The 22760-nt window shown below is 52.5% G+C and carries 24 protein-coding genes; 21 read left to right on the forward strand and 3 right to left on the reverse strand.

Going from position 1 to position 22760, the window contains the following annotated elements; translation table 11 throughout:
* Window positions 1-123 precede the first annotated feature (123 nt).
* From H8L32_RS12635 to H8L32_RS12705, 15 genes are all read left to right on the forward strand, one after another.
* Window positions 124-729 (forward strand): MotA/TolQ/ExbB proton channel family protein, encoded by a 606-nt coding sequence (locus tag H8L32_RS12635; protein ID WP_186947574.1) that lies wholly within the window; start codon window positions 124-126, stop codon window positions 727-729.
* Window positions 730-731: 2 nt separating this feature from the next.
* On the forward strand, window positions 732-1181 hold the full coding sequence (locus tag H8L32_RS12640; protein ID WP_186947575.1) for an ExbD/TolR family protein: 450 nt from the start codon (window positions 732-734) through the stop codon (window positions 1179-1181).
* 106 nt (window positions 1182-1287) lie between these two features.
* On the forward strand, window positions 1288-2325 hold the full coding sequence (lpxK, locus tag H8L32_RS12645; RefSeq protein ID WP_230412189.1) for a tetraacyldisaccharide 4'-kinase: 1038 nt from the start codon (window positions 1288-1290) through the stop codon (window positions 2323-2325).
* Window positions 2306-2494: a Trm112 family protein gene (locus H8L32_RS12650; RefSeq protein ID WP_186947577.1), complete on the forward strand. Its 189-nt coding sequence runs from the start codon at window positions 2306-2308 to the stop codon at window positions 2492-2494. Before lpxK ends, H8L32_RS12650 begins: the two co-directional genes overlap by 20 nt.
* A gap of 76 nt (window positions 2495-2570) precedes the next feature.
* Window positions 2571-3329, forward strand: a complete 759-nt coding sequence (kdsB, locus tag H8L32_RS12655; RefSeq protein WP_186947578.1) for a 3-deoxy-manno-octulosonate cytidylyltransferase — start codon at window positions 2571-2573, stop codon at window positions 3327-3329.
* Window positions 3330-3524: 195 nt separating this feature from the next.
* Window positions 3525-4181: an adenylate kinase gene (gene adk / locus H8L32_RS12660; protein WP_186947579.1), complete on the forward strand. Its 657-nt coding sequence runs from the start codon at window positions 3525-3527 to the stop codon at window positions 4179-4181.
* Window positions 4182-4419: 238 nt separating this feature from the next.
* On the forward strand, window positions 4420-6642 hold the full coding sequence (locus H8L32_RS12665; RefSeq protein ID WP_186947580.1) for a sodium-translocating pyrophosphatase: 2223 nt from the start codon (window positions 4420-4422) through the stop codon (window positions 6640-6642).
* Between the two features lie 223 nt (window positions 6643-6865).
* Entirely contained in the window at window positions 6866-7624 is a 759-nt protein-coding gene (locus H8L32_RS12670) for a 3-hydroxyacyl-CoA dehydrogenase (RefSeq protein WP_186947581.1), read from the forward strand.
* 495 nt (window positions 7625-8119) lie between these two features.
* On the forward strand, window positions 8120-9325 hold the full coding sequence (locus tag H8L32_RS12675) for a patatin-like phospholipase family protein (protein WP_186947582.1): 1206 nt from the start codon (window positions 8120-8122) through the stop codon (window positions 9323-9325).
* 330 nt (window positions 9326-9655) lie between these two features.
* On the forward strand, window positions 9656-10042 hold the full coding sequence (locus tag H8L32_RS12680; protein ID WP_186947638.1) for a ribonuclease domain-containing protein: 387 nt from the start codon (window positions 9656-9658) through the stop codon (window positions 10040-10042).
* Window positions 10043-10044: 2 nt separating this feature from the next.
* The gene (locus H8L32_RS12685; RefSeq protein ID WP_186947583.1) at window positions 10045-10467 is read left to right on the forward strand and encodes a barstar family protein; all 423 of its coding nucleotides are present in this window, start codon (window positions 10045-10047) and stop codon (window positions 10465-10467) included.
* Window positions 10468-10576: 109 nt separating this feature from the next.
* Entirely contained in the window at window positions 10577-11182 is a 606-nt protein-coding gene (gene purN, locus H8L32_RS12690; protein ID WP_186947584.1) for a phosphoribosylglycinamide formyltransferase, read from the forward strand.
* Window positions 11183-11379: 197 nt separating this feature from the next.
* The gene (locus tag H8L32_RS12695; RefSeq protein WP_186947585.1) at window positions 11380-12639 is read left to right on the forward strand and encodes an RsmB/NOP family class I SAM-dependent RNA methyltransferase; all 1260 of its coding nucleotides are present in this window, start codon (window positions 11380-11382) and stop codon (window positions 12637-12639) included.
* A gap of 69 nt (window positions 12640-12708) precedes the next feature.
* Window positions 12709-14007 carry a mechanosensitive ion channel family protein gene (locus H8L32_RS12700; RefSeq protein WP_186947586.1) on the forward strand — a complete coding sequence of 433 codons (1299 nt, stop codon included), beginning with the start codon at window positions 12709-12711 and terminating at the stop codon, window positions 14005-14007.
* A gap of 170 nt (window positions 14008-14177) precedes the next feature.
* Window positions 14178-15356: a DesA family fatty acid desaturase gene (locus H8L32_RS12705; RefSeq protein WP_186947639.1), complete on the forward strand. Its 1179-nt coding sequence runs from the start codon at window positions 14178-14180 to the stop codon at window positions 15354-15356.
* Window positions 15357-15640: 284 nt separating this feature from the next.
* On the opposite strand, the gene rpmG is transcribed toward H8L32_RS12705, so the two are convergent.
* The 3 genes from rpmG to radC all read right to left on the reverse strand — a co-directional run bounded on the left by rpmG (window position 15641) and on the right by radC (window position 17008).
* Window positions 15641-15808 carry a 50S ribosomal protein L33 gene (gene rpmG / locus H8L32_RS12710; RefSeq protein ID WP_110257750.1) on the reverse strand — a complete coding sequence of 56 codons (168 nt, stop codon included), beginning with the start codon at window positions 15806-15808 and terminating at the stop codon, window positions 15641-15643.
* Window positions 15809-15833: 25 nt separating this feature from the next.
* Window positions 15834-16070, reverse strand: a complete 237-nt coding sequence (gene rpmB, locus H8L32_RS12715) for a 50S ribosomal protein L28 (RefSeq protein ID WP_186947587.1) — start codon at window positions 16068-16070, stop codon at window positions 15834-15836.
* A gap of 263 nt (window positions 16071-16333) precedes the next feature.
* Window positions 16334-17008: a RadC family protein gene (gene radC, locus H8L32_RS12720; RefSeq protein WP_186947588.1), complete on the reverse strand. Its 675-nt coding sequence runs from the start codon at window positions 17006-17008 to the stop codon at window positions 16334-16336.
* A 116-nt stretch (window positions 17009-17124) separates the two neighbouring features.
* On the opposite strand from radC, the gene H8L32_RS12725 reads away from it, so the two are divergent.
* From H8L32_RS12725 to H8L32_RS12750, 6 genes are all read left to right on the forward strand, one after another.
* Window positions 17125-17580, forward strand: coding sequence for an FKBP-type peptidyl-prolyl cis-trans isomerase (locus H8L32_RS12725; protein ID WP_186947589.1), 456 nt, complete (start codon window positions 17125-17127; stop codon window positions 17578-17580).
* 9 nt (window positions 17581-17589) lie between these two features.
* Complete coding sequence (gene ispH, locus H8L32_RS12730) at window positions 17590-18525, forward strand: 4-hydroxy-3-methylbut-2-enyl diphosphate reductase (protein WP_186947590.1); 936 nt, start codon at window positions 17590-17592, stop codon at window positions 18523-18525.
* A gap of 580 nt (window positions 18526-19105) precedes the next feature.
* Window positions 19106-20035 (forward strand): branched-chain amino acid ABC transporter permease, encoded by a 930-nt coding sequence (locus tag H8L32_RS12735; RefSeq protein WP_186947591.1) that lies wholly within the window; start codon window positions 19106-19108, stop codon window positions 20033-20035.
* A gap of 11 nt (window positions 20036-20046) precedes the next feature.
* Window positions 20047-21237 carry an ABC transporter permease subunit gene (locus H8L32_RS12740; RefSeq protein WP_186947592.1) on the forward strand — a complete coding sequence of 397 codons (1191 nt, stop codon included), beginning with the start codon at window positions 20047-20049 and terminating at the stop codon, window positions 21235-21237.
* A gap of 11 nt (window positions 21238-21248) precedes the next feature.
* Window positions 21249-22019 carry an ABC transporter ATP-binding protein gene (locus tag H8L32_RS12745; protein WP_186947593.1) on the forward strand — a complete coding sequence of 257 codons (771 nt, stop codon included), beginning with the start codon at window positions 21249-21251 and terminating at the stop codon, window positions 22017-22019.
* On the forward strand, window positions 22019-22744 hold the full coding sequence (locus H8L32_RS12750) for an ABC transporter ATP-binding protein (RefSeq protein WP_186947594.1): 726 nt from the start codon (window positions 22019-22021) through the stop codon (window positions 22742-22744). The genes H8L32_RS12745 and H8L32_RS12750 overlap by 1 nt, the downstream gene beginning before the upstream one ends.
* Window positions 22745-22760: the final 16 nt, after the last annotated feature.

Consider the following 22760-nt stretch of genomic DNA (forward strand, 5'->3'; position numbering starts at 1 on the left):
TTGTGCAAAACAGTGCTAAGAGGTGATAAATTTTGTACAGAGTTTTTTGCTGACGGCTCTTGCCCGCAGACAAACAACGCGCTACATTGCGGGCTTGGATTTAGGAACCTTCAAGGAGTTAATTTGTTCGCCATCATTCAAGCCGCAGGCTGGCCAATTTATTTGTTGCTGATTGCCTCAGTTATTGCGCTGACATTAATCATCGAACGCAGTCTGTCTTTGCGCCGTAGTCGTATCTTGCCACCGACATTGCTGGATGAAGTCATCCGCGTGTACCAGGCCGGCAAGGTCAAACCTGAAGTGATACAGCAACTGGCGGGTAATTCGCCGCTGGGCAAAGTACTGGCAGCCGGTTTGCGCAACGTCAATGCGCCACGTGATGTCATGAAAGAGTCGATAGAAGAAGCCGGCAGCGCCGTTGCCCATGATCTGGAACGTTTCCTGACGACGCTGGGTACAATCGCTTCGCTGGCACCTTTGATGGGGCTGTTTGGTACTGTCGTCGGTATGATAGAAATTTTCGGTTCGCAAAATGCTTCGGGTGCCAACCCGGCGCAACTGGCGCATGGTATTTCCGTGGCGCTGTACAACACCGGCTTTGGCCTGATGATTGCGATGCCTGCGATGGTGTTCTGGCGTCATTTCCGTGCTCTGGTGGACAGTATTGTGGTGGATATGGAGCAACAGGCCATCAAGTTTGTTGACGTTGTCCACAGCGCCAGGAAGTAGTCATGAATTTTCGTAAAGGAAAGGGCAGGGAAGAGCCTGAAATCAACCTGATCCCGTTTATTGACGTGTTGCTGGTCATCCTGATTTTCCTGATGGTGACCACGACCTATAGCCGCTTTACCGAATTGCAGATCACCCTGCCTACGGCGGATGCCGAAAAGGCGCAGGATAAGCCTAACCAGATCGATATCGGTATTGATGCTCAGGGCCGCTACAAAATCAATAACCAGGCCGTGTCTTTCCTTGATACCGTGACGCTGGCAGAAGATTTGAAAAAAGCGGCAGGTGCACTCGATCCGGCCAAAACTGGCAACCAGCCTGACCCGGTCGTCATCATTAACGCTGACCGTGCAGCCACGCACCAGTCCGTGATTGATGTGCTGGAAGCTGCACGTCTGGCTGGTCTGGCCAAGGTCACCTTTGCGGCGCAGGCATCGGCCAGATCCAAATAAGGCACAGTACCGGCAGCGTCTGTATCGTTTATTTCAACTATTCAGCTAGCCGGGGAGTGTGTATCGCTCCCCGGTTTCTTTTTTTGAACATGGCATGGGAACCCGCATGGAAAGCCTGTTGTTGAAAGCCTGGCAAAAGCGCGGTGTGCTGGCATGTCTGCTGTGGCCACTGTCAAAACTGTTCCAGTTGCTGGTGACGTTTCGCTTCGGCCTGTTTGTCATGGGTTACAAGCCGCAGACCCGGTTGGCGGTGCCGGTGGTGGTGGCGGGCAATATCTTTGTTGGCGGTACTGGCAAGACGCCGCTGGTGATCTGGCTGGTGCAGGAATTGCGCAAGGCTGGCTGGCATCCGGGCGTGATCTCACGCGGCTATGGTGCAGAAGCGGACAGCGTCAGCCTGGTTGGCCCGCATTCAAGTGCTCTAGCGGTGGGCGATGAACCCTTGCTGATTGCCGAACGTGCCCAGTGCCCGGTGGCAGTAGGGCGCAACCGGGTGATGGCGGGCCAGGCTCTGCTGGCAGCTCATCCACAGGTAGATGTGATTGTGGCTGACGATGGCTTGCAGCACTATGCGCTGGCACGCGATGTCGAAATTATCCTGTTTGACCAGCGCGGTGTCGGTAATGGCTGGCTACTGCCTGCTGGCCCCTTGCGTGAACCGGTGCAGCGCAGCCGTGATTTTACGGTTTGTAATGTATCTAATTTGCCTGCTGGCAGCAGTTTATCTGTACCTGGCGTACCGGCAGATGCGGTGCGCATGCACTTGCAGGCTGGTGCAGCCTATCGCTTGAATGACAGGCAGCAGCAAAAGCTGCTGGCCGACTTTAGTGGCAAACGTCTGGTAGCCGCCGCGGGTATCGGTAATCCGCAGCGGTTTTTTGACATGCTGGCGGGCAAGGGGCTGGTTTGTCAGGAGCTGGCTTTTCCTGATCATCATGCCTATGACGCACAGAGTTTTAGCCGGGCAGATGCAGAATGCATCCTGATCACGGAAAAGGATGCAGTAAAATGTAGGCAAATTGCGGCTTTGCTGGACGATACCCGTATCTGGGTCGTGCCGGTGGAAGCAGAACTTGATGCCGGCTTTGCCGCATCGCTGATACAAATGATTTCGGAGAAAAAGCATGGACGCACGTCTGCTTGATGTCTTGGTTTGCCCTTTGTGCAAGGGGCCATTGGTCTACCATAAGGCCAGCCAGGAATTGATTTGCTATGGAGACAGACTGGCTTTCCAGGTCAGGGATGATATTCCCATCATGTGGGCCGACCAGGCCCGCGCACTGACGCCGGAAGAAGTGTCCGCCAGAGTCTGAGTGCACCCTGGCTTGAATCTGAGTTGAACCTGAGTTGAATTGAAGTTGATCTGAACTTGAGTCTGGATATGTACGCATGAGTTTTATTGCAATCATACCGGCCAGGCTGGCTTCCAGCCGCCTGCCGAACAAACCGCTGGCCGATATCGGCGGCAAACCCATGGTAGTACGCACGGCGGAACGCGCACTGGAATCCGGTGCCAGCGCCATCATGGTCGCCACTGACCATGCCGACATCGTTGCCGCCTGCCAGGCCCATGGTGTGCCGGTCTGCATGACGCGCGCCGACCATCCATCCGGCACCGACCGCATTGCTGAAGTCGCTGCCGGCATGAACCTGGCGGATGATGCCGTCATCGTCAATGTGCAGGGTGATGAACCACTGATAGATCCAGCCCTGATCGCCGCCACTGCCGCTCTGGTGAATGCTGATGTACCGATGGCAACAGCCGCCCATCCCATTCATGGTGTGGACGATGGTTTCAACCCGAATGTCGTCAAGGTGGTATTGGACAAACATGGCCGTGCCCTGTATTTTTCGCGCGCCACCATTCCCTGGCACAGGGATGCATTCGCCGTCAGCCGTACCGAGTTTCCGGCAGGCTATGCGCCTTTGCGCCACATTGGTCTGTATGCCTACCGCAACGATTTTTTAAAAAAATATCCACAACTCGCTATTTCCCCACTGGAACAAATCGAGGCACTGGAACAATTGCGGGTCTTGTGGCATGGCTATGCAATTGCCGTCCACGTGACCGCTTCCAGCCCCGCACCAGGGGTGGATACAGCAGAAGACTTGCAGCGGGTCAGGCAATTCTTTATTGATAAGAAATAAAAAAACGGTCAACTTACCCCGGATTTCGTGGCAAAGCATCAAGAAACGGGAAAATTGTGGTAAGTTTCGTGAAAAGATACTGTGTTATCACTGCTAAATAAGAAAAAAAGCAAAATGGCAGAGTCGACCATGAAGCAATGGTGATTCTGATAACAACATACACAAAAAATTCAAACTCGTCTTAGGAAATCAAAAATGCGTCTTATTTTGTTGGGAGCGCCGGGTGCCGGCAAGGGTACACAAGCCAATTACATTAAAGAAAAATTCAATATTCCTCAAATTTCTACTGGCGACATGTTGCGTGCCGCAATCGCTGCAGGCACAGCTTTGGGTCTGGAAGCCAAGAAAGTCATGGATGCTGGTGGACTGGTGTCCGATGACATCATCATCGGCCTGGTCAAAGACCGGCTGAAACAGTCTGATTGCGCGAATGGTTATTTGTTCGACGGCTTTCCACGTACCACGCCACAGGCAGATGCGATGAAGGATGCCGGCGTCAATATAGACTATGTACTGGAAATCGCCGTCCCTGATGAAGCCATTATTGACCGTATGAGTGGCCGTCGCGTACATCTGCCTTCGGGCCGTAGTTACCATGTCAAATTCAATCCACCTAAAGTGGAAGGCAAAGATGACGTGACCGGTGAAGACCTGGTGCAACGTCCTGACGATAAAGAAGAAACCGTCAAGAAACGCCTGTCCGTATATCACGAACAAACCGAAGTGCTCTTGTCTTACTATGGTGACTGGGCTAAATCCGGTACGCCAGGTGCACCTAAATATCGCAAGATCGCTGGTGTTGGGCCTGTAGATACTATCCGCGACAGCGCATTTGCTGCGCTGGCAGAATAAGTTTTTAAAAAGCGGACTCAATGGTCCGCTTTTTTTTGGCCAGTCCAAGCCATGTCACTCCAAAAATATGGGCAACGTACAAGTTTCGCAGTGTGCAGGTTTCATTCTTATCCATGAGCTGATTAGTTCTGATGCCCCGGCATCGTAAGAATGAAGAAATGTCCTTGTTTTACTTTGTCGTCAAAAAAGCATGCTCGCCCCCCAGGCAGACATGCCCATAACAACAGGAGGAGTCAACATGGCAGCAAGTCTGTGGTTTGTCATCGCATGTGGAGTCATTGCAGTACTGTATGGCCTGATATCGCGTAGCTGGATCCTGAAGCAGGACCCCGGCAACGCGCGTATGCAGGAAATTGCCGCTGCTATTCAACAGGGGGCGGCTGCCTACCTGGCCAGGCAATACCGCACCATTGCCATCGTCGGCGTGGTGCTGTTTGTTGCCATTGCCGCCATGCCCGGTCTGGGCCTGATCACCGCTATCGGTTTTTTTATTGGCGCCTTCCTGTCAGGAGCCTGCGGCTTCATCGGCATGAATGTTTCCGTGCGGGCCAATGTCAGGACCGCACAGGCTGCTACCAAAGGCATGAACGAAGCCCTGGATGTCGCATTCAGGGGTGGTGCCATCACCGGCATGCTGGTGGTGGGCCTGGGCTTGCTGGGCGTGACCATTTTTTACTGGGTGCTGGTGGCCAACGCGGCTGGCAGCGCGCTGACCCAGCATGACGTCATCAAACCGCTGATTGGTCTGGCTTTTGGTGCTTCTCTGATATCCATCTTCGCCCGTCTGGGTGGCGGTATCTTCACCAAGGGCGCCGACGTGGGCGCCGATCTGGTCGGCAAGGTTGAAGCTGGCATCCCCGAAGATGATCCGCGCAACCCCGCCGTGATTGCCGATAACGTCGGTGACAACGTCGGTGACTGCGCCGGTATGGCTGCCGATCTGTTTGAAACCTATGTGGTGACCCTGATTGCCACCATGCTGCTGGGCGCTTTGGTGGTGACCACCAATGTGACTGAAGCCATCGTCTACCCCTTGTTGCTGGGGGCTGTATCGATCCTGGCTTCCATCGTTGGTTGCAGCATGGTCAAGGCCAAGGCGGGCAAGAAAATCATGTCGGCCCTGTACACTGGTCTGTGGTGGGCTGCCGGCTTGTCATTGATCGGTTTTGCCGTCGTCACCTGGCAAGTCTGGCCGGATGAAGCCATGCGCATGAAGATGATGGGCTCGGCTCTGGTCGGTATCGTTCTCACCGGCCTGATGGTCTACATCACTGAATATTACACCGGCACCGATTTCAAACCCGTGCAGCATGTGGCCCAGGCTTCAACCACCGGGCATGGCACCAACATCATCGCCGGTCTGGGTGTATCGATGAAATCGACGGCCTGGCCGGTGCTCGCAGTGTGCGCAGCGATACTGGTGTCCTTCCAGCTTGCTGGCCTGTATGGCATCGCCATCGCGGCCACGTCCATGCTGTCCATGGCTGGCATCATCGTTGCGCTGGATGCCTATGGCCCGATTACCGACAATGCTGGCGGCATTGCCGAAATGTCGGAAATGCCAGCGTCCGTGCGTGCCATTACCGACCCGCTGGATGCCGTCGGCAACACCACCAAGGCCGTCACCAAGGGATATGCGATTGGCTCTGCCGGTCTGGCTGCACTGGTGCTGTTTGCCGATTACACCCATGCCCTGGATTCAGTCGGCAAGAGTACCTCGTTTGATCTGTCCAACCCGCAAGTCATCGTTGGCCTGTTTATCGGTGGCCTGATTCCTTACCTGTTTGGCGCGATGGCGATGGAAGCAGTGGGCCGCGCAGCCGGTGCAGTGGTGGTGGAAGTGCGCCGCCAGTTCAAGGAAATCAAGGGCATCATGGATGGTACCGGCAAACCCGAGTATGACAAGGCGGTTGATATGCTGACCACCTCGGCCATCAAGGAAATGATCATTCCTTCACTGTTGCCTGTCATCGTGCCCATCCTGGTTGGTTTATTGTTAGGGCCGGCAGCACTGGGCGGCTTGCTGATGGGGACCATCGTCACTGGCCTGTTCGTGGCCATTTCCATGACTACCGGCGGCGGGGCCTGGGATAATGCCAAGAAATACATAGAAGATGGTCATTTTGGTGGCAAGGGTTCTGACGCGCATAAGGCTGCCGTGACGGGTGATACCGTCGGTGATCCATACAAGGATACTGCTGGCCCGGCAGTCAACCCGCTGATCAAGATCATCAACATTGTCGCCCTGTTGCTGGTGCCTTTGTTGCCTGCTACGGGTACGACATCCACTGCGGCCAGCAGCCATGCCAGCCCGCCTGCGCAAATGGCAGCACCGGCAGCTTCGGCAGCGGCGTCAGTCACTGCTCCGGTCGTGTCACCGGCAGCAGCGTCTGCTGCATCGGCCCCGATGGATGTGCCACCACCACCGCCCATGGTTGAACCGGCCTCTGCCAGCAAATAGGGCAGGTAAGAGGGCAGGTTAGAGGTAGATAAGCAATTAGCTGTACAGCAATCAACAATGAAAAATGGCAGCGAGAAAGTCGCTGCCATTTTTCTTTTTGCCTTGGGAAGAATATTCGCTACAATAAGGATATGTGACGTTTACGTAAACGTAAACAAAAGAGACGTTATCTTCATAATCCAATCAACTCGCTTCATTAAAACATTCATTGAAAGAGACCATTATGCAAATTCAAAACCATGTATTTATTATTACTGGCGGTGCTTCCGGCCTGGGTGCAGCAACAGCAAGAATGATTGTTGCCAATGGCGGCAAAGTCGTGCTGGCCGATGTGCAGGTTGAAGCCGGTGAACAACTGGCGGCGGAACTGGCTGGCAAGTTCGTCAAATGTGATGTGACTTCCGAAGCCGATGGCAAAGCCGTGGTGGATGCAGCCACGTTCATGGGAACGTTGCGTGGCCTGATCAATTGTGCCGGTGTCGCCCCTGCCATCAAGACCGTAGGCAAGGATGGTCCACATCCGCTGGATGTATTCCAGCGCGTAGTCAATATCAACCTCATTGGTACCTTCAATATGTGCCGCCTGGCAGCAGACGCCATGGGCAAGACCGAAGCCGCAGAACATGGTGAGCGCGGCATCATCATCAACACCGCGTCTGTCGCTGCCTATGACGGCCAGATCGGCCAGGCAGCCTATGCCTCTTCCAAAGCTGCCGTCGTCGGCCTGACCCTGCCCATGGCACGCGACCTGTCACGCAGCGGCATCCGCGTCATGACCATCGCCCCAGGCATTTTTGAAACCCCCATGCTGCTGGGCATGCCGCAAGAAGTGCAGGATGCTTTGGGCAAGATGGTTCCGTTTCCACCGCGCCTGGGTAAACCGGATGAATATGCAAGCCTTGCCAAGTCCATTATTGAAAATGTGATGTTGAATGGGGAGACAATCCGGTTAGACGGAGCCATTCGCATGCAGCCCAAATGAAGTATTGATAAAGCTACTGCGCGACCTTATTTTTAGCCTGCTGTTTTTGCAAATTCGTCACCGTACTAAAGTACGGTTGCGCTTCTTAACTAAAACTAAGGCCGCTCGCTACGCTTTCTCAACACTTCATGCGACCAGCATGCAGCCCAAATAGTAAGTGTTGATAAAGCTACTGCGCGGCGCGATTTTGAGTCTGCTATTTTGTAAATTCGTCGTCGTACCTTAGTACGACTGCGCTTCTTAACTCAAACTAGCGTCGCTCGCTACGCTTTCTCAGCACTTACTGCGTTTCAGTGTGCCAAGATAGGAAAAAGCCGTTGCGTTTCTTGACTAAAACTAAGGCAGCTCGCTACGCTTTCTCAACACTTCATGCGGCATCGGTGCGCTGTTTCATTTGTTGTATTTGTAAATTGGCACATTTTCACTGTGCCATGCAGCATGACAAATTGCTGGTGGGCTACTACACTAGGGCAAATCTGGATTTGCCCTTTTTTTATGCCTACACCAAATAGCAAGAATGCTGCGACAGGATTGATCTTGACCGGGGGTGGTGCGCGTGCTGCTTACCAGGTTGGGGTACTGAATGAAATAGGGGCGATCCTGGCGGAGGCGGGCTGGCATCCGGCGGAAAACCCGTTTGGTATTATCTGTGGCACTTCTGCCGGTGCCATCAATGCGACGGCGCTGGCCTGCGGTGCGGATGATTTTGGCGATGCGCTCAAGCGCATGCTGCATATCTGGGAAAACTTTGAAGCAGCACAAGTCTACCGGGCTGATTCGCTGGGGGTGATGCGCAGCGGGGCGCGCTGGCTGACCCTGTGGTCGTTTGGCTGGTTGCTCAACAAATGGCGCAAGGCGCCGCCCAATTCCCTGCTCGACAATTCACCGCTGGAAGCACTGCTGACGCGTATGCTGGATCTGTCCAGCCTTGACAGCGCCTTTCATAACGGCAGCCTGCATGCGCTGGCGGTTACCGCTTCGTCCTATACTGCCGGGCAGCATCTGACGTTCTACCAGACCCTTGCCGATATTGAACCCTGGATCAGAAGCCAGCGTCTGGCACAGCGCGATTTTATCGGCGTTCAGCATTTGCTGGCCTCATCGGCGATACCTTTCATCTTTCCTGCCGTGCCACTGAACTGGAGTGGCCGCATGGAATATTGCGGTGACGGCTCCATGCGTCAGTTGGCACCGATTTCGCCAGCCATCCATCTGGGTGCCAAGAAGATCATGATCGTCGGTGCCGGTCGTCTGGCCGAACCACCAAGCGTCAGTACCGAAACTGCGCGTTACCCCAGCCTGGCGCAAATCGCTGGTCATGCCCTGTCCAGTATTTTTCTGGACAGCCTGGCGGTAGATATAGAAAGGCTGATGCGGGTCAACAAAACCCTGTCCATGCTGCCGCCGGAATTGCTGGAAAAAACACCCCTGCGACCAGTGGATATTCTGGTCATTGCCCCTTCCGAAAGGCTGGATGAAATCGCCAGCCGTCATACCCAAAGCCTGCCTTTGCCTGTCCGTACCATGCTGGGGGGCATTGGCGCCACCGAGGCACGCGGTTCGGCACTGGCATCTTACCTGCTGTTTGAATCCAGCTATACGCGAGAGCTGATAGAACTCGGCAGGCGAGATACCCGTGCCCGCAGCGACGACGTATTGCACTTTTTTAATGCCGATGCAGCAGGGCGGGTAGCTGCCTGATCGGCTGATTGCTTGATTGATGCTGCCGGGAAACTGGAATGTGATCATCAGGACAAGCACTTTCTGCAAGCATTTTACTGCTTCATTTCCTGTAGGTATTTTTCTTAGGACTTACGCAAAACCGCCCCAGCTGTGTTGCAGCTCCTAGCCGTACTAAAGTACTGTCTTCGTCGCTGCGCCTTGCTGGGACAATTTTGCGTAAGTCCTATTTCTGTCACAAATATGACAAAACGGTGAATTTTCACATTGTAACAAGTGCAACAATGGTTGATTCATCATCGACAAACCGTTACTCTATGCCCTGTTTAAGCATGTGCGGATTTGAAAATCATGGTAAATCCAACATTTTTTAGAAAATGGCTGGTACTTCTGGCGCTTGCTTTGCTCGCTGCTACGTCTTTTGCGAAAGACACTGGCGGCTTGCCCAATATTGCCTATGTCAATGTTGCTGAATTGCCAAAAGAAGCGCAGACGACATTAAAGCTGATCAAGCAGGGCGGACCATTCGCCTACGATAAAGACGGCGTCGTATTTGGTAATTATGAAACCAGACTTCCCAAGCAAAAACGTGGTTATTACCACGAATACACGGTAAAAACGCCACGTGCCCGCAATCGGGGTGCGCGCCGCATTATTGCCGGTGCAGACCCGCAGACTTCGGGTGAATACTATTACACAGAAGACCACTACGAAAGTTTTCGACGAATTAAAGAGTAAATATGATCTCAGCAACAGAGGGAGAAGAGAGTTTGTTGGCAACGGTAGCGCCAAATGTCGTGCAGTCGATACGGGCATTCCGCGTGCCTGACCTGCAGGCAGAGGCGGCCAATCTGGGCCAGCACTTTCTGTATGCTTATTGCCTGGACGCCGTCACCAAGCAGCAGGTATTGGGCAAGATTGCCTTGTCTTTTGGTTTTCCCAAACCACTTTGCCGGAATTTTGATGCCCTGTCCGATTGTCTGACCGACATGATCTATAAGGCAGGTGCGCAACCAGGTTTTGTGATTGTCATTGAGCAGTTGCCAAATACGCAAAAATTTGACAGGGAAGCAAGAGAAACCCTGCTCGATGTCTTCCGCGATGCCGCTGATTTTTGGGCGGAGAAAAAGGTCGCTTTCCGGGTTTTTTACTCGTTTGAGTAAGTAAATCGGCACTAAAAGCCAGATTTTGCAGCTAAGTGACATCATGCCGGTTGGCTGAATCCGGCATTTTTATTTGGGGCTGGACCCCTGTCAGCGGTACAATGCCGCCATGAAAAAGATTGTTATCCTCATTTCTGGTCGTGGCAGCAATATGCAAGCCATCGTTGAAGCAGCCGCAAAACAGCAATGGCCAGCACAAATTGCTGCCGTCATCAGCAACCGTGCCGATGCCGGTGGTCTTGATTATGCTGCCAGCCGTGGCATACCAACTGCCGTGGTCGTCAGCAAGCAATTCCCATCGCGCGAAGCATTTGATGCCGCCTTGCAGGCAAAGATTGATGAATTTGCCCCGGATCTGGTGGTGCTGGCAGGTTTTATGCGCATACTGACCGCAGGCTTTGTTGAGCACTATGCCGGCAGGATGTTGAATATTCATCCGTCCCTGTTGCCCAGCTTTATCGGTCTGGCAACCCATCAGCAGGCCATTGATGCCGGGGTTAAGCTGCATGGTGTGACGGTACATTTTGTGACTGCCGAACTGGATCATGGCCCCATCGTTGCCCAGGCCGCTGTGCCTGTGCTGTACGATGACACCGAAGACAGCCTGTCACACCGCGTGCTGGAACAGGAACATCAGATTTATCCACGTGCCGTACTACAATTTGTCGAAGGCAAATTGCGTATAGAAGGCAATCGTGTCCGCATCACTGATTGATGTATCGCAGTCAGTCAGCGTAGTCAGTCAACATAGCCAGTCGACGTAGTCAGTCAACTTAGCCAGTTAATATTAGTAGTGGGATCTACGCAAAGTTGTCACAACCAGGGGCGGTAACGCCGCTGTGGCTGCTTTGTGTCAGTCCCAAATGGTAACAAGACCCATCCGGGTCATATCAGCATATAGAAGGAAGCAGCATGAGATTACCTCCAGCCATTCTCGTCAACACGGAAGAAGTATTGCGTGAGATTTTGCGTTTTACCGGTCCGGCAGATGGCACCTTGTCGCGTTATTTTCGTGATCACCCACGCCTGGGTTCACGTGAACGCGGCGTGATTGCGGAGGCTATTTATGGCTTGTTGCGCAATAAATCGGTGTACACCAATTTTTCTGAATCTGGCATAGGTTCACCCATGCGTCGCCTGAGCCTGCTGGGCCTGGCCGATGCCGTCGGTGTCGATGCCCTGGGTGGCCTGACTGAAGATGAAACCGCCTGGCTGCAACGCGTGATGGAAATTGACCGCACGCATCTGCCGCTGACCATGAAGGCCAACCTGCCCGAATGGATATGGACCAAGTTGCTGGAACGCTTTGGTGAAGAAGATGCGCTGAAGCTGGCCATTTCACTCAATACCCCGGCTCCGCTGGACTTGCGGGTCAACACCATCAAGGGTGACCGCGATACTGTTATCGCCTCTTTGGCGCAGGCGCCCATCATTGCTGAACCTACACCGTATTCCAGCACGGGTTTGCGTGTAATAAAAAAACCGTCTATTCAAAATTTGCCACTTTTCAAGGATGGCACGATAGAAGTACAGGACGAAGGCAGCCAGTTGCTGGCTCAACTGGTTGGTGCCAAGCGCGGTGAAATGGTGGCAGATTTTTGTGCCGGTGCCGGTGGCAAAACCCTGGCACTGGGTGCATTGATGCGCAACACCGGTCGCCTGTATGCCTTTGATATTTCTGAAAAACGTCTGGCCAAGCTGAAACCGCGCATGGCGCGCAGCGGTTTGTCGAATGTACATCCGGTGGTCATCGCGCATGAAAAAGATGCCAAGATCAAACGTCTGGCAGGCAAGCTTGATCGCGTGCTGGTGGATGCACCTTGCAGTGGTCTGGGTACCTTGCGCCGCAATCCCGATGTCAAATGGCGTCAGACACCGGAAGGCGTGGCTGAACTCAACGTCAAGCAGGCATCCATCCTCGCCAGTGCTTCACGCATGGTGAAGCCGGGTGGCCGTCTGGTCTATGCTACCTGCAGTATTCTTGATGAAGAAAATGAAGGCATCGTCCAGGCTTTCCTGGCTGAACACGCTGACTTTACGCTGCTGCCTGCGTCCCAGGTGCTGGCTGAACAAAAAGTCGAACTGGAAATGGGTGACTACCTGAAGCTCTATCCGCATCTGCACCAGACTGACGGCTTCTTTGCTGCCATTATGGAACGCAACAAGGTCTGATCACCTGCATCCCTGACCACGATCCAACAGGGCAGGGATGCACCCCAAATTCACTCTTGAGCACGCACCATGAGCACGCCACTACTCGCCAGTTTATTGTCTGATTTATCGAATGATGTGGGCCAGCCGGATTTTTACTGGCAGGTGGCGGTGGTACTGTTTTGCTTCGGCCTGGCCTGGACCCTGTCACGTGCGTTCTGGCGCAGCATGGCACCGAAGGAAAGCGACCCTGAAGACGTCAAGCTGAGAGTACAAAACTTCCCACGGGTGCTGTCGCCGATACTGTCCCTGGTCTTCATACTGATCGCCAAAGTGATTTTGGGTAAATGGCAGCATACACATTTGCTGTCGCTGTTAATCCCCATCATAGGTTCACTGGCGCTGATACGTGTTGGCTTTTACATCGTGCGCCGCACATTTGCCCGTGACGGTTATATCGGCAATCTGCTGGCGGTATTTGAAAAGCTGTTTGCCGGTCTGGTCTGGCTGGGTGTGGTCCTGCATTTCACCGGCTTGTGGCAGGAACTGTTTACCGCCCTTGAGGATATTACCCTGCCGATGGGCAAGAACAAGGTATCCATACTCACCATCCTGCAGGCGTTGACGTCGGTAGTGGTGACGGTGGTGGTGGCGATGTGGGCCAGCGCGGCGCTGGAAGCACGCCTGATGCAATTGCCCAATGCGCATACCTCGCTCAAAGTGGTGCTGTCGCGTGTCGGCCGGGCCGTGCTGATCTTGCTGGCCATCCTCATCAGCCTGACTCTGGTTGGCATTGACCTGACCGTACTGTCGGTATTTGGCGGTGCGCTGGGCGTTGGCCTGGGCTTTGGCCTGCAAAAAATCACCAGCAGCTATGTGTCCGGCTTCATCATCCTGCTGGACCGCAGCATGTCCATTGGTGACATGATCACCGTCGATAAATTCAGCGGACGCGTCACCCAGATCAATACCCGTTACACCGTACTGCAGGGCCAGGACGGCGGCGAATCGGTGATCCCGAATGAAATGCTGGTGTCGAGTCCGGTACAGAATTATTCCCTCAGCGACCGCACCGTGGCCATGTGGACTGACATGACGGTGGATTACCAGACCGATCTTGACAAGATTTTACCCCTGCTGGGCGAAGCCGCTGCTAAAGTGGAGCGGGTTTGTAGTGACCCGGCACCGTCCGCCTATCTGATGAAGTTTGGCGCTGACGGCTTCGAGCTTCGCGTCGGCTTTTGGATCAGTGACCCTGAAAACGGTCGCTCCAGTGTGATGTCCGGTGTTAACCGTGCCTTGTGGCAAATTTTGCAGGAACAGGAAGTCATCCTCCCCTATGCACACAGGGTTATCACCTTAATTAACAATCCACCTCAAGAAACTTGAGGTCAGGCAATAAATTTAGTTCTAAAATTGGTGGACATCCTCTAAACCGGCGTACAATGCCGTCCGATGTCTATAATGGATAAAGGTTGATCGTTTTATGCGAAATCAACCAAGATGCCGTCAATAACCATGGAGTACATGTCATTTTGAGCACTTTTATCGATACAGTAATGGATTTTCTGTCCAATGGCCTGACCCGGGCTACAGGATGGCAGGTATTTATCTTCACCATGGTCGTGACGCATATCACCATTGCCAGTGTGACGATATTCCTGCATCGCTGCCAGGCACACCGGGCATTGGAGCTGCACGCCATTCCTAGTCATTTTTTCCGTTTCTGGCTGTGGTTGACGACCGGCCAGGTCACCAAGGAATGGGCTGCAATTCACCGCAAGCACCATGCCAAATGTGAAACAGAAGAAGATCCGCACAGCCCGGTCACACGTGGTATCAAGAAAGTCTTGCTCGAAGGTGCAGAACTGTATCGTGCCGAATCCAAAAATCTGGAAACCATGGAAAAATATGGTCATGGCACACCGGACGACTGGATGGAACGTAATGTCTATACCCGTTTCAGCTGGCAGGGCGTGGCACTGATGCTGATCATCGACTTCTTCCTGTTCGGTGTGATCGGCGTGACTGTCTGGGCCGTGCAGATGCTGTGGATACCTATTACTGCTGCCGGCATCATCAACGGTATTGGTCATTACTGGGGTTATCGCAACTATGACTGTACCGATGCGTCGCGTAACATCTTGCCTATCGGCATTCTGATCGGCGGCGAAGAACTGCACAATAATCACCACACCTTTGGTACATCAGCTAAGCTGTCTTCGAAATGGTATGAGTTCGACATCGGCTGGCTGTACATACGCTGCATGGAAATCGTTGGTCTGGCCAAGGTCAAGAAAGTGGCTCCGGAACCGAAGTTTGCCGAAATCAAATCCGTGGTCGATCTGGAAACCCTGCAAGCCGTCATCACCAATCGCTATGACGTGATGGCCAAGTATGCCAAGTCCCTGCGCCGCACCTGGCATGATGAAGTCGCCAGCCTGCGCGAAAAAGCCATGTTTGAAGCGCACCTGCTGAAGTCCACCAAGAAACTGCTGCAACGCGAGCCAACCAAGCTCGAAGCACCACAACAGCAGCAATTGTCTGAAGTGCTGGCCCACAGCCGTGCCCTGAAAACCATGCACGACATGCGCGTGGAACTGGGTCTGATCTGGGAACGTTCTACGGTCAGTCGTGAGCAACTGGTACAGCAACTGCAAGACTGGTGCGTACGCGCCGAAGCATCCGGCATCCACACCCTGCGTGATTTCTCTTTAAGACTGCGTACTTACGCCTGATGCAGCAACAGCAGTAAGTAGTAGCTGTGGCAAGGCATTCAGCAAACATTGCAACAGGTATTGCATCAAAAAAAACGGCACTTCGGTGCCGTTTTTTTTGATCCTCACGACCACCGTGCTGGTATCCATGGAGTGCCGTGATTGGGGGGCAATGTCATCAAAGGCTGCCGCCTACTTCATCAGTGTAACTGTGAATCCAATGGGATTGCTACGGAAGGATACGAAGGAATACAAATGAAAAAGCCCTGCATAGCAGGGCTTTTTTTCTGACGCAGAAAGCAAAATTACTTGATTTTGGTTTCTTTGTAGATGACGTGCTTACGTGCTTTAGGATCGAACTTCATGATCTCCATTTTTTCAGGCATAGTGCGCTTGTTTTTGGAGGTTGTGTAGAAGTGACCTGTACCAGCAGTCGATTCCAGCTTGATTTTGTCGCGACCAGATTTAGCCATGATATTTTCCTAACTATAGTTTAGCTTAAACTTTTTCGCCGCGAGCGCGCAGGTCAGTCAAAACAGCATCGATGCCGATTTTGTCAATGACGCGCAGACCAGCATTGGACAAGCGCAGAGAAACCCAACGGTTTTCTGATTCTACGAAAAAGCGACGATTTTGCAGATTAGGCAAAAAGCGGCGTTTTGTTTTGTTATTAGCGTGGGAAACGTTGTTGCCAACCATTGGCCCTTTCCCAGTCACTTGGCAGACACGTGCCATGTTTAACTCCTCAGTGCATTCCGAAATTGGAAAAACGCAAGTATAAACAAAATTCCATGAATTATCAACGACTTGCGAAAAACAAATGTGTCTTATTTAAAAAATTAATTTAACAATTTGATTTTCAGGATGAAAAAGCTGCTACTTTCACAGGCAGTTCACATGCTTTCCGTCTGAAAAGCCCGGTTTTAGCCTTGCCAGAGGCAGATTATCAGGCAGCGTAGTGCCGCGACAACAAACAGCCTGATTTTCAAGCAATAGCGTCAGATCTGCCCATTTTCAGCAAACGAATACACTTTGGGATTGGCCACGATGAAGTGATCCAGTACCCGCACATCCACCAGTGCCAGTGCCTGTTTCAGGGTAGTGGTCAGTTGCAGGTCAGCGGAACTGGGTTCACACGAACCGGAAGGGTGGTTGTGGGCAATGATAATGGCTGCGGCATTGTGCTGGAGTGCGCTTTTGACCACTTCGCGTGGGTAGACGCTGGCGTGATTGAGGGTGCCGCGAAACAGTTCTTCGGTCGTGATCAGCCGGTTTTTGACATCCAGGAACAGCACGGCAAAGGATTCATGTGCCTTGCTGCCTATTAATAGTTGCAGGTATTTCTTGACCGATTGCGGTGACGACAGCGAGGTACTTTCTTGCAACTCTTCAGAAATGGCGCGTTTGGCCAGTTCCAGCACGGCTTGCAATTGTGCATATTTGGCGCTGCCCAGGCCATGAATGGCTGAAAATTCGCGGATAGTGGCAGAAAACAGGCCGGATAGAGAGCCAAACTGGCTGATCATGTCGCGCCCCAGGTCCACTGCGCTTTTGCCTGCCACGCCGGTTCTGAGGAAGACAGCCAGCAATTCGGCATCCGACAGGACGCTGGCCCCGTGTTTGATCAGTCTTTCTCTTGGTCGTTGTTCTTCCGGCCATTCGTTGATTGCCATCCAGGTTTTCTCCACAGAATGCAGGCCCGCAGCCTGATTTATCCAAAGCTGGCTTACAATACCAGCTTACCAAGCGTTCTCTTCAAGTTATTGCCTTACTTTCAAAGCTTCATACCATGTCTGCTACCGCCAATCTTACCGTTACCCCCAACGCCTATCTGACTTTGCACTACCGCCTAGCTACTCTGGACGGCGAAGACATACTCAGTACCTTTAATGAACGTCCCGCCACATTGCAACTGGGTACGGGCCAACTGGCACCTGAACTGGAAGCTTCATTGCTGGGACTGGAAGAGGGGTCTCACACCACGCAAGAGCTGGCGCCGGAAAAAGCCTTCGGTCCGCGTAATCCAGAATTGATACAAAGAGTATCGATGGCTACACTAAAAGAAAATTCGGCATTTGGCGAGCAATATGTGATTGGTGACCTGGTGGAATTTGCCGCACCTGCCGGTGGCAAGTTTGCCGGTATCCTGCGGGCGCTGGATGATGAAGGTGCGCTGTTTGACTTCAATCATCCGCTCGCTGGCCAGACTGTCTTGTTTGAAACAAAAATCATTGGGATACTTTAATTGACTGCCATGGACAAGGAAATACTATTAGCCCAGCCACGCGGTTTTTGCGCCGGCGTGGACCGTGCCATTGAAATCGTCGAGCGTGCCTTGCAGCAATTCGGTGCACCCATCTACGTCAGGCATGAAATCGTGCACAACGCCTACGTGGTCAGCGACCTTAAGGCCAAGGGGGCGATATTTATTGAAGAACTGGATGATGTCCCGTCCGGCAATACCCTGATTTTTTCTGCCCACGGGGTATCGCAAGAAGTGCGCAGGGAAGCCGAAGCCCGTGGCCTGGCGATTTTTGATGCGACCTGTCCGCTGGTGACCAAGGTGCATATCGAAGTCGCCAAAATGCGCAAAGAGGGTCGTGAAATCATCATGATAGGTCACCATGGTCACCCAGAGGTGGAAGGCACCATGGGCCAGTCCGAAGGTGGCATGTATCTGGTGGAAACCGTGGACGATGTGCAGAAGCTGCAGGTCAATAATGCCGATATGCTGGCCTTTGTGTCGCAGACCACGCTGTCGGTGGACGATACGATAGAAATCATCGCGGCGCTGAAAACGCGCTTTCCATCCATCAGTGAACCGAAAAAAGGCGATATCTGTTACGCCACCACCAATCGTCAGGAAGCCGTCAAGTTCATGGCACCACAGGTGGATCTGGTGCTGGTGGTAGGTAGCCCCAACAGTTCCAATTCCAACCGTCTGCGTGAAGTGGCTGAAAAGAAAGGCGTGACGGCTTATATGGTCGACAATGCCAGCCAGATCAAGCCCGAATGGCTGGAAGGTCGTCAGCGCATAGGTGTCACTGCTGGTGCATCAGCCCCCGAAATATTGGTGCAGGAAGTTATCACCAGTCTGCGACAATTGGGTGCGCGCAGCGTGCGTGCACTGGATGGGGTAGAAGAAGCAGTGACTTTTCCCATGCCGAAAGGGCTGTCTGCGAAGGTTTGACAAGCGAATGTAGCTATGCCCAGGCAGCCTGGGCTTATTTATTGACATAATCGTTTACTTATTTGTTTTCTCAAGGAGTTATGTGACCTCTGTTTGATTAATAATTTGTTGCAGCTGTTGTTTTCGATATTTTATTTTGTAAATACGTGTTTAAGATTGCGGCACTATTCAAATCCGGTCTTTACCGGGCTGATATAGCGTGTATGCTGGTGCGTGGCTGTTGTGGAAAATACGTAGCTTTCGGTGGCTTTTTTACCACTGCGGCAAGATTCAAACTCTGTATAATCCGGCCCACTTTACTGGTATAACCATTAAGTACAAATATATTACAAAAAGCTTTTACCAAAAGTTGCAGAGGAGATTTTAATCATGTGTATCGATCACGCTATCGTTGCTCCCAATATGATGACGCGCTTGTTTGGATAGCGCTCGTTCGAATTCCGGCGGCACCCACACCAGGGTGCCGCTTTCGTTATCAGGAATGATTTTTGCTGAACTTTTTTCAGTTGTATTGATAGGTACTCAGTTCATCGCCTGTTTTTAATCAAAATTCGATTCGTTCATAAGAGAGAAGCAAAATATGGATACCTTTATCCAACAAATTATTAATGGTCTGGTGTTGGGCAGCATGTATGCGCTGGTGGCACTCGGTTACACCATGGTGTATGGGGTGCTGAACCTGATTAACTTCGCCCATGGCGATGTATTGATGGTGGGTGCCATGGCTGGCCTGAGTGTCCTCAAGCTGTTGCAGGCCATCGCACCTGACTTGCCTGGCATCGTCAAGCTGATCATTGCCATCCTGGGTGCCATACCTGTGTGTATTTTCGTCAATGTGGTGATAGAACGGGTCGCTTATCGAAAGCTGCGAAATGCACCGCGACTTGCTCCCCTGATTACGGCGATTGGCGTTTCCATTCTGGTGCAGACTTTTGCCATGATGCTGTGGGGCCGTAATCCGATTCCTTTCCCATCCGTGATGCCGTCTACGCCGATTGAAGTCGGTGGTGCGGTGATTTCGCAAACCCAGATATTGCTGTTGTTGCTGGCGACGCTGGCGATGGCTGGCCTGGTACTGCTGGTTGAAAAAACCAAAATGGGCCGCGCCATGCGTGCTACTGCAGAAAACCCGCGTGTTGCCGGTTTGATGGGGGTTGATTCCAACAAGGTGATCGTGGCGACTTTTGCCATTGGTGCCGCGCTGGCAGCGATTGCCGGTGTGATGTGGGCAGCGAACTATTCTTCTGCACAGTTTGCGATGGGCTTTGTGCCAGGTCTGAAGGCTTTCTCCGCAGCGGTATTGGGCGGTATCGGCAATATTTATGGTGCGATGGTGGGCGGTATTGTGCTGGGCCTGATCGAAAGTCTGGGTGCCGGTTATATCGGTGACCTGACTGGCGGCATCCTTGGCAGCCACTATCAGGATATCTTTGCTTTCGTCGTTTTGATTATCGTACTGACCTTGCGTCCATCCGGCATCATGGGTGAGCGTGTTGCTGATCGTGCGTAAGGAGAAAATCAATGTCAACCATATTTGATGTAAAAGCCAATCCGAAAAAAGCCTACACCAGCTTTGCTGTGCTGGCGGTCGTGATTGTATTGTTCCCCTTCGTGGCTTCCAATTTTGGTAATTCCTGGGTCAGGATTATCGACTTTGCGCTGCTGTATATCATGCTGGCCCTGGGCCTGAATATCGTGGTCGGTTTTGCCGGTCTGCTGGATCTGGGTTATATCGCTTTCTATGCAGTCGGTGCGTATCTGGCGGCGATTTTTGGATCACAGCAATTTGCTGTCATCCTGGAATCCTTCGTCAATAATTATCCGGCTGTCGGTGCTTTTCTGATCGCTGTCTGCGGCCCGGAAATTACCCAGAATGGTATTCACCTGTCGGTATGGGTGATCGTGCCTTTTGCGGCAGCGGTGGCCGGTTTGTTTGGTGCCCTGCTGGGTGCCCCAACCCTGAAACTGCGCGGTGACTATCTGGCGATCGTGACATTGGGCTTTGGTGAAATCATCCGTATTTTCATGAACAACATGAATTCACCGATCAACTTCACCAACGGTCCACAAGGTATCAATCTGATTGATCCTATCCGTATCTTTGGTGTGTCACTGGCGGGTGAAGCAGGTTCCAATGCGACCGTACATTTCCTTGGCATGAGCATGCCTTCGGTGAATGCCTATTACTTCCTGTTCCTGGCTTTGTGTATTGGTATCGTGATCGTGTCCATACGTTTGCAGGATTCCCGTCTGGGCCGTGCCTGGGTGGCGATACGTGAAGATGAAATTGCTGCCAAGGCCATGGGTATCAACACCCGCAACGTCAAGTTGCTGGCGTTTTCCATGGGCGCGTCGTTTGGTGGCGTCTCTGGTGCCATGTTCGCCAGCTTCCAGGGCTTTGTCTCACCAGAATCGTTCTCGCTGATGGAATCCATCGTCATTCTGGCAATGGTGGTATTGGGCGGTATTGGTCATATTCCTGGTGTGATTCTGGGTGCAGTATTGCTGGCTGCTTTGCCGGAAGTATTGCGTCACGTTGTCGAACCAGTACAAAACCTGATCTTTGGAAAAATCTGGATCGAGGCCGAAGTATTGCGTCAATTGCTGTACGGCTTTGCCATGGTTGCCGTCATGCTGAATCGTCCTGCCGGCTTGTGGCCCGCACCGAAGCATGAAGACCGTATGTCCAAGAACAATGAAGCGGCAGCTTAAGGAAGATCAAGATGATTGAACAGACTATCTTAAAAATCGAAGGCGCCAATAAACGTTTTGGCGGCTTGCAGGCATTGTCCAACGTTGGCATCAATATCAAGAAAGGCCAGATCTATGGTCTGATTGGTCCTAACGGTGCTGGCAAGACAACCTTCTTTAATTTGATCACCGGCCTGTATCAGCCTGACACCGGCACGTTTGAACTGGATGGCAAACCGTATTCACCTTCCGCCCCGCATGAAGTGGCGAAGGCAGGTATCGCCCGTACTTTCCAGAACATCCGCCTGTTTGGTGAAATGACGGCGCTGGAAAACGTCATGGTTGGCCGCCACATACGTACCCATCAGGGCGTATTTGGTGCCGTATTCCGCCATCCGGCGGCACGCAGGGAAGAAGCCGAAGTCCGTCAGCGTGCCCAGGAACTGCTGGATTTTGTCGGCATCGGGGCATTTGCTGACCGTACTTCCAAGTTCTTGTCGTATGGTGACCAGCGTCGTCTGGAAATCGCACGTGCACTGGCGACAGATCCGAAATTGCTGGCACTGGATGAACCTGCTGCCGGTATGAATGCCACAGAAAAACTCGCCCTGCGTGAACTGCTGGTCAAGATCAAGGCCGAGGGCAAGACCATCCTGCTGATTGAGCATGATGTAAAACTGATGATGGGGTTGTGCGACAGGATGACTGTGCTGGATTACGGCAAGCCGATTGCAGAAGGCTTGCCAGCAGATATACAGAAAAATCCGGCAGTTATCGAAGCGTATTTGGGAGGAGGTCACTAATGGCTGAGAACGTATTAAAGATAAGCAATCTGAAAGTTGCTTACGGCGGTATCAAGGCCGTTAAGGGAATCGACCTGGAAGTCAACAAGGGTGAACTGATTACCCTGATCGGTGCCAATGGTGCCGGCAAGACCACCACACTGAAAGCCATTACCTCCACGCTGCCCAGCTGCAAGGTGGAAGGCGATATTGTTTACCTGGGTAAATCCATCAAAGGCGTGAACTCCTTTGAGATGGTGAAAAACCACCTGGCCATGGTACCTGAAGGCCGTGGTGTATTTACCCGAATGACGATCCAGGAAAACCTGATGATGGGTGCCTATATTCGTGATGACAAGGCTGGTATCGCAGCCGATATCGAAAAATGGTTTGCCGTGTTCCCGCGCCTGAAAGAACGTGCTGCGCAGCTGGCCGGTACCCTGTCGGGTGGTGAGCAGCAAATGCTGGCCATGGCGCGTGCGCTGATGAGCCATCCCAACCTGCTGCTGCTGGATGAACCATCGATGGGTTTGTCACCGATCATGGTGGAAAAGATTTTTGAAGTCGTGCGTAATGTATCTGCCCAGGGTATCACCATCTTGCTGGTGGAACAGAATGCCAAACTGGCTTTGCAGGCAGCGCACCGTGGCTATGTCATGGATTCAGGTGCCATCACCATGAGTGGCAATGCCAAAGACATGCTGAACGACCCTAAAGTACAGGCGGCTTATCTGGGCGAAGGCTGATACCGGTTGAAGTAAG

Source organism: Undibacterium hunanense, assembly GCF_014284335.1.
Lineage (GTDB): Bacteria > Pseudomonadota > Gammaproteobacteria > Burkholderiales > Burkholderiaceae_D > Undibacterium > Undibacterium hunanense.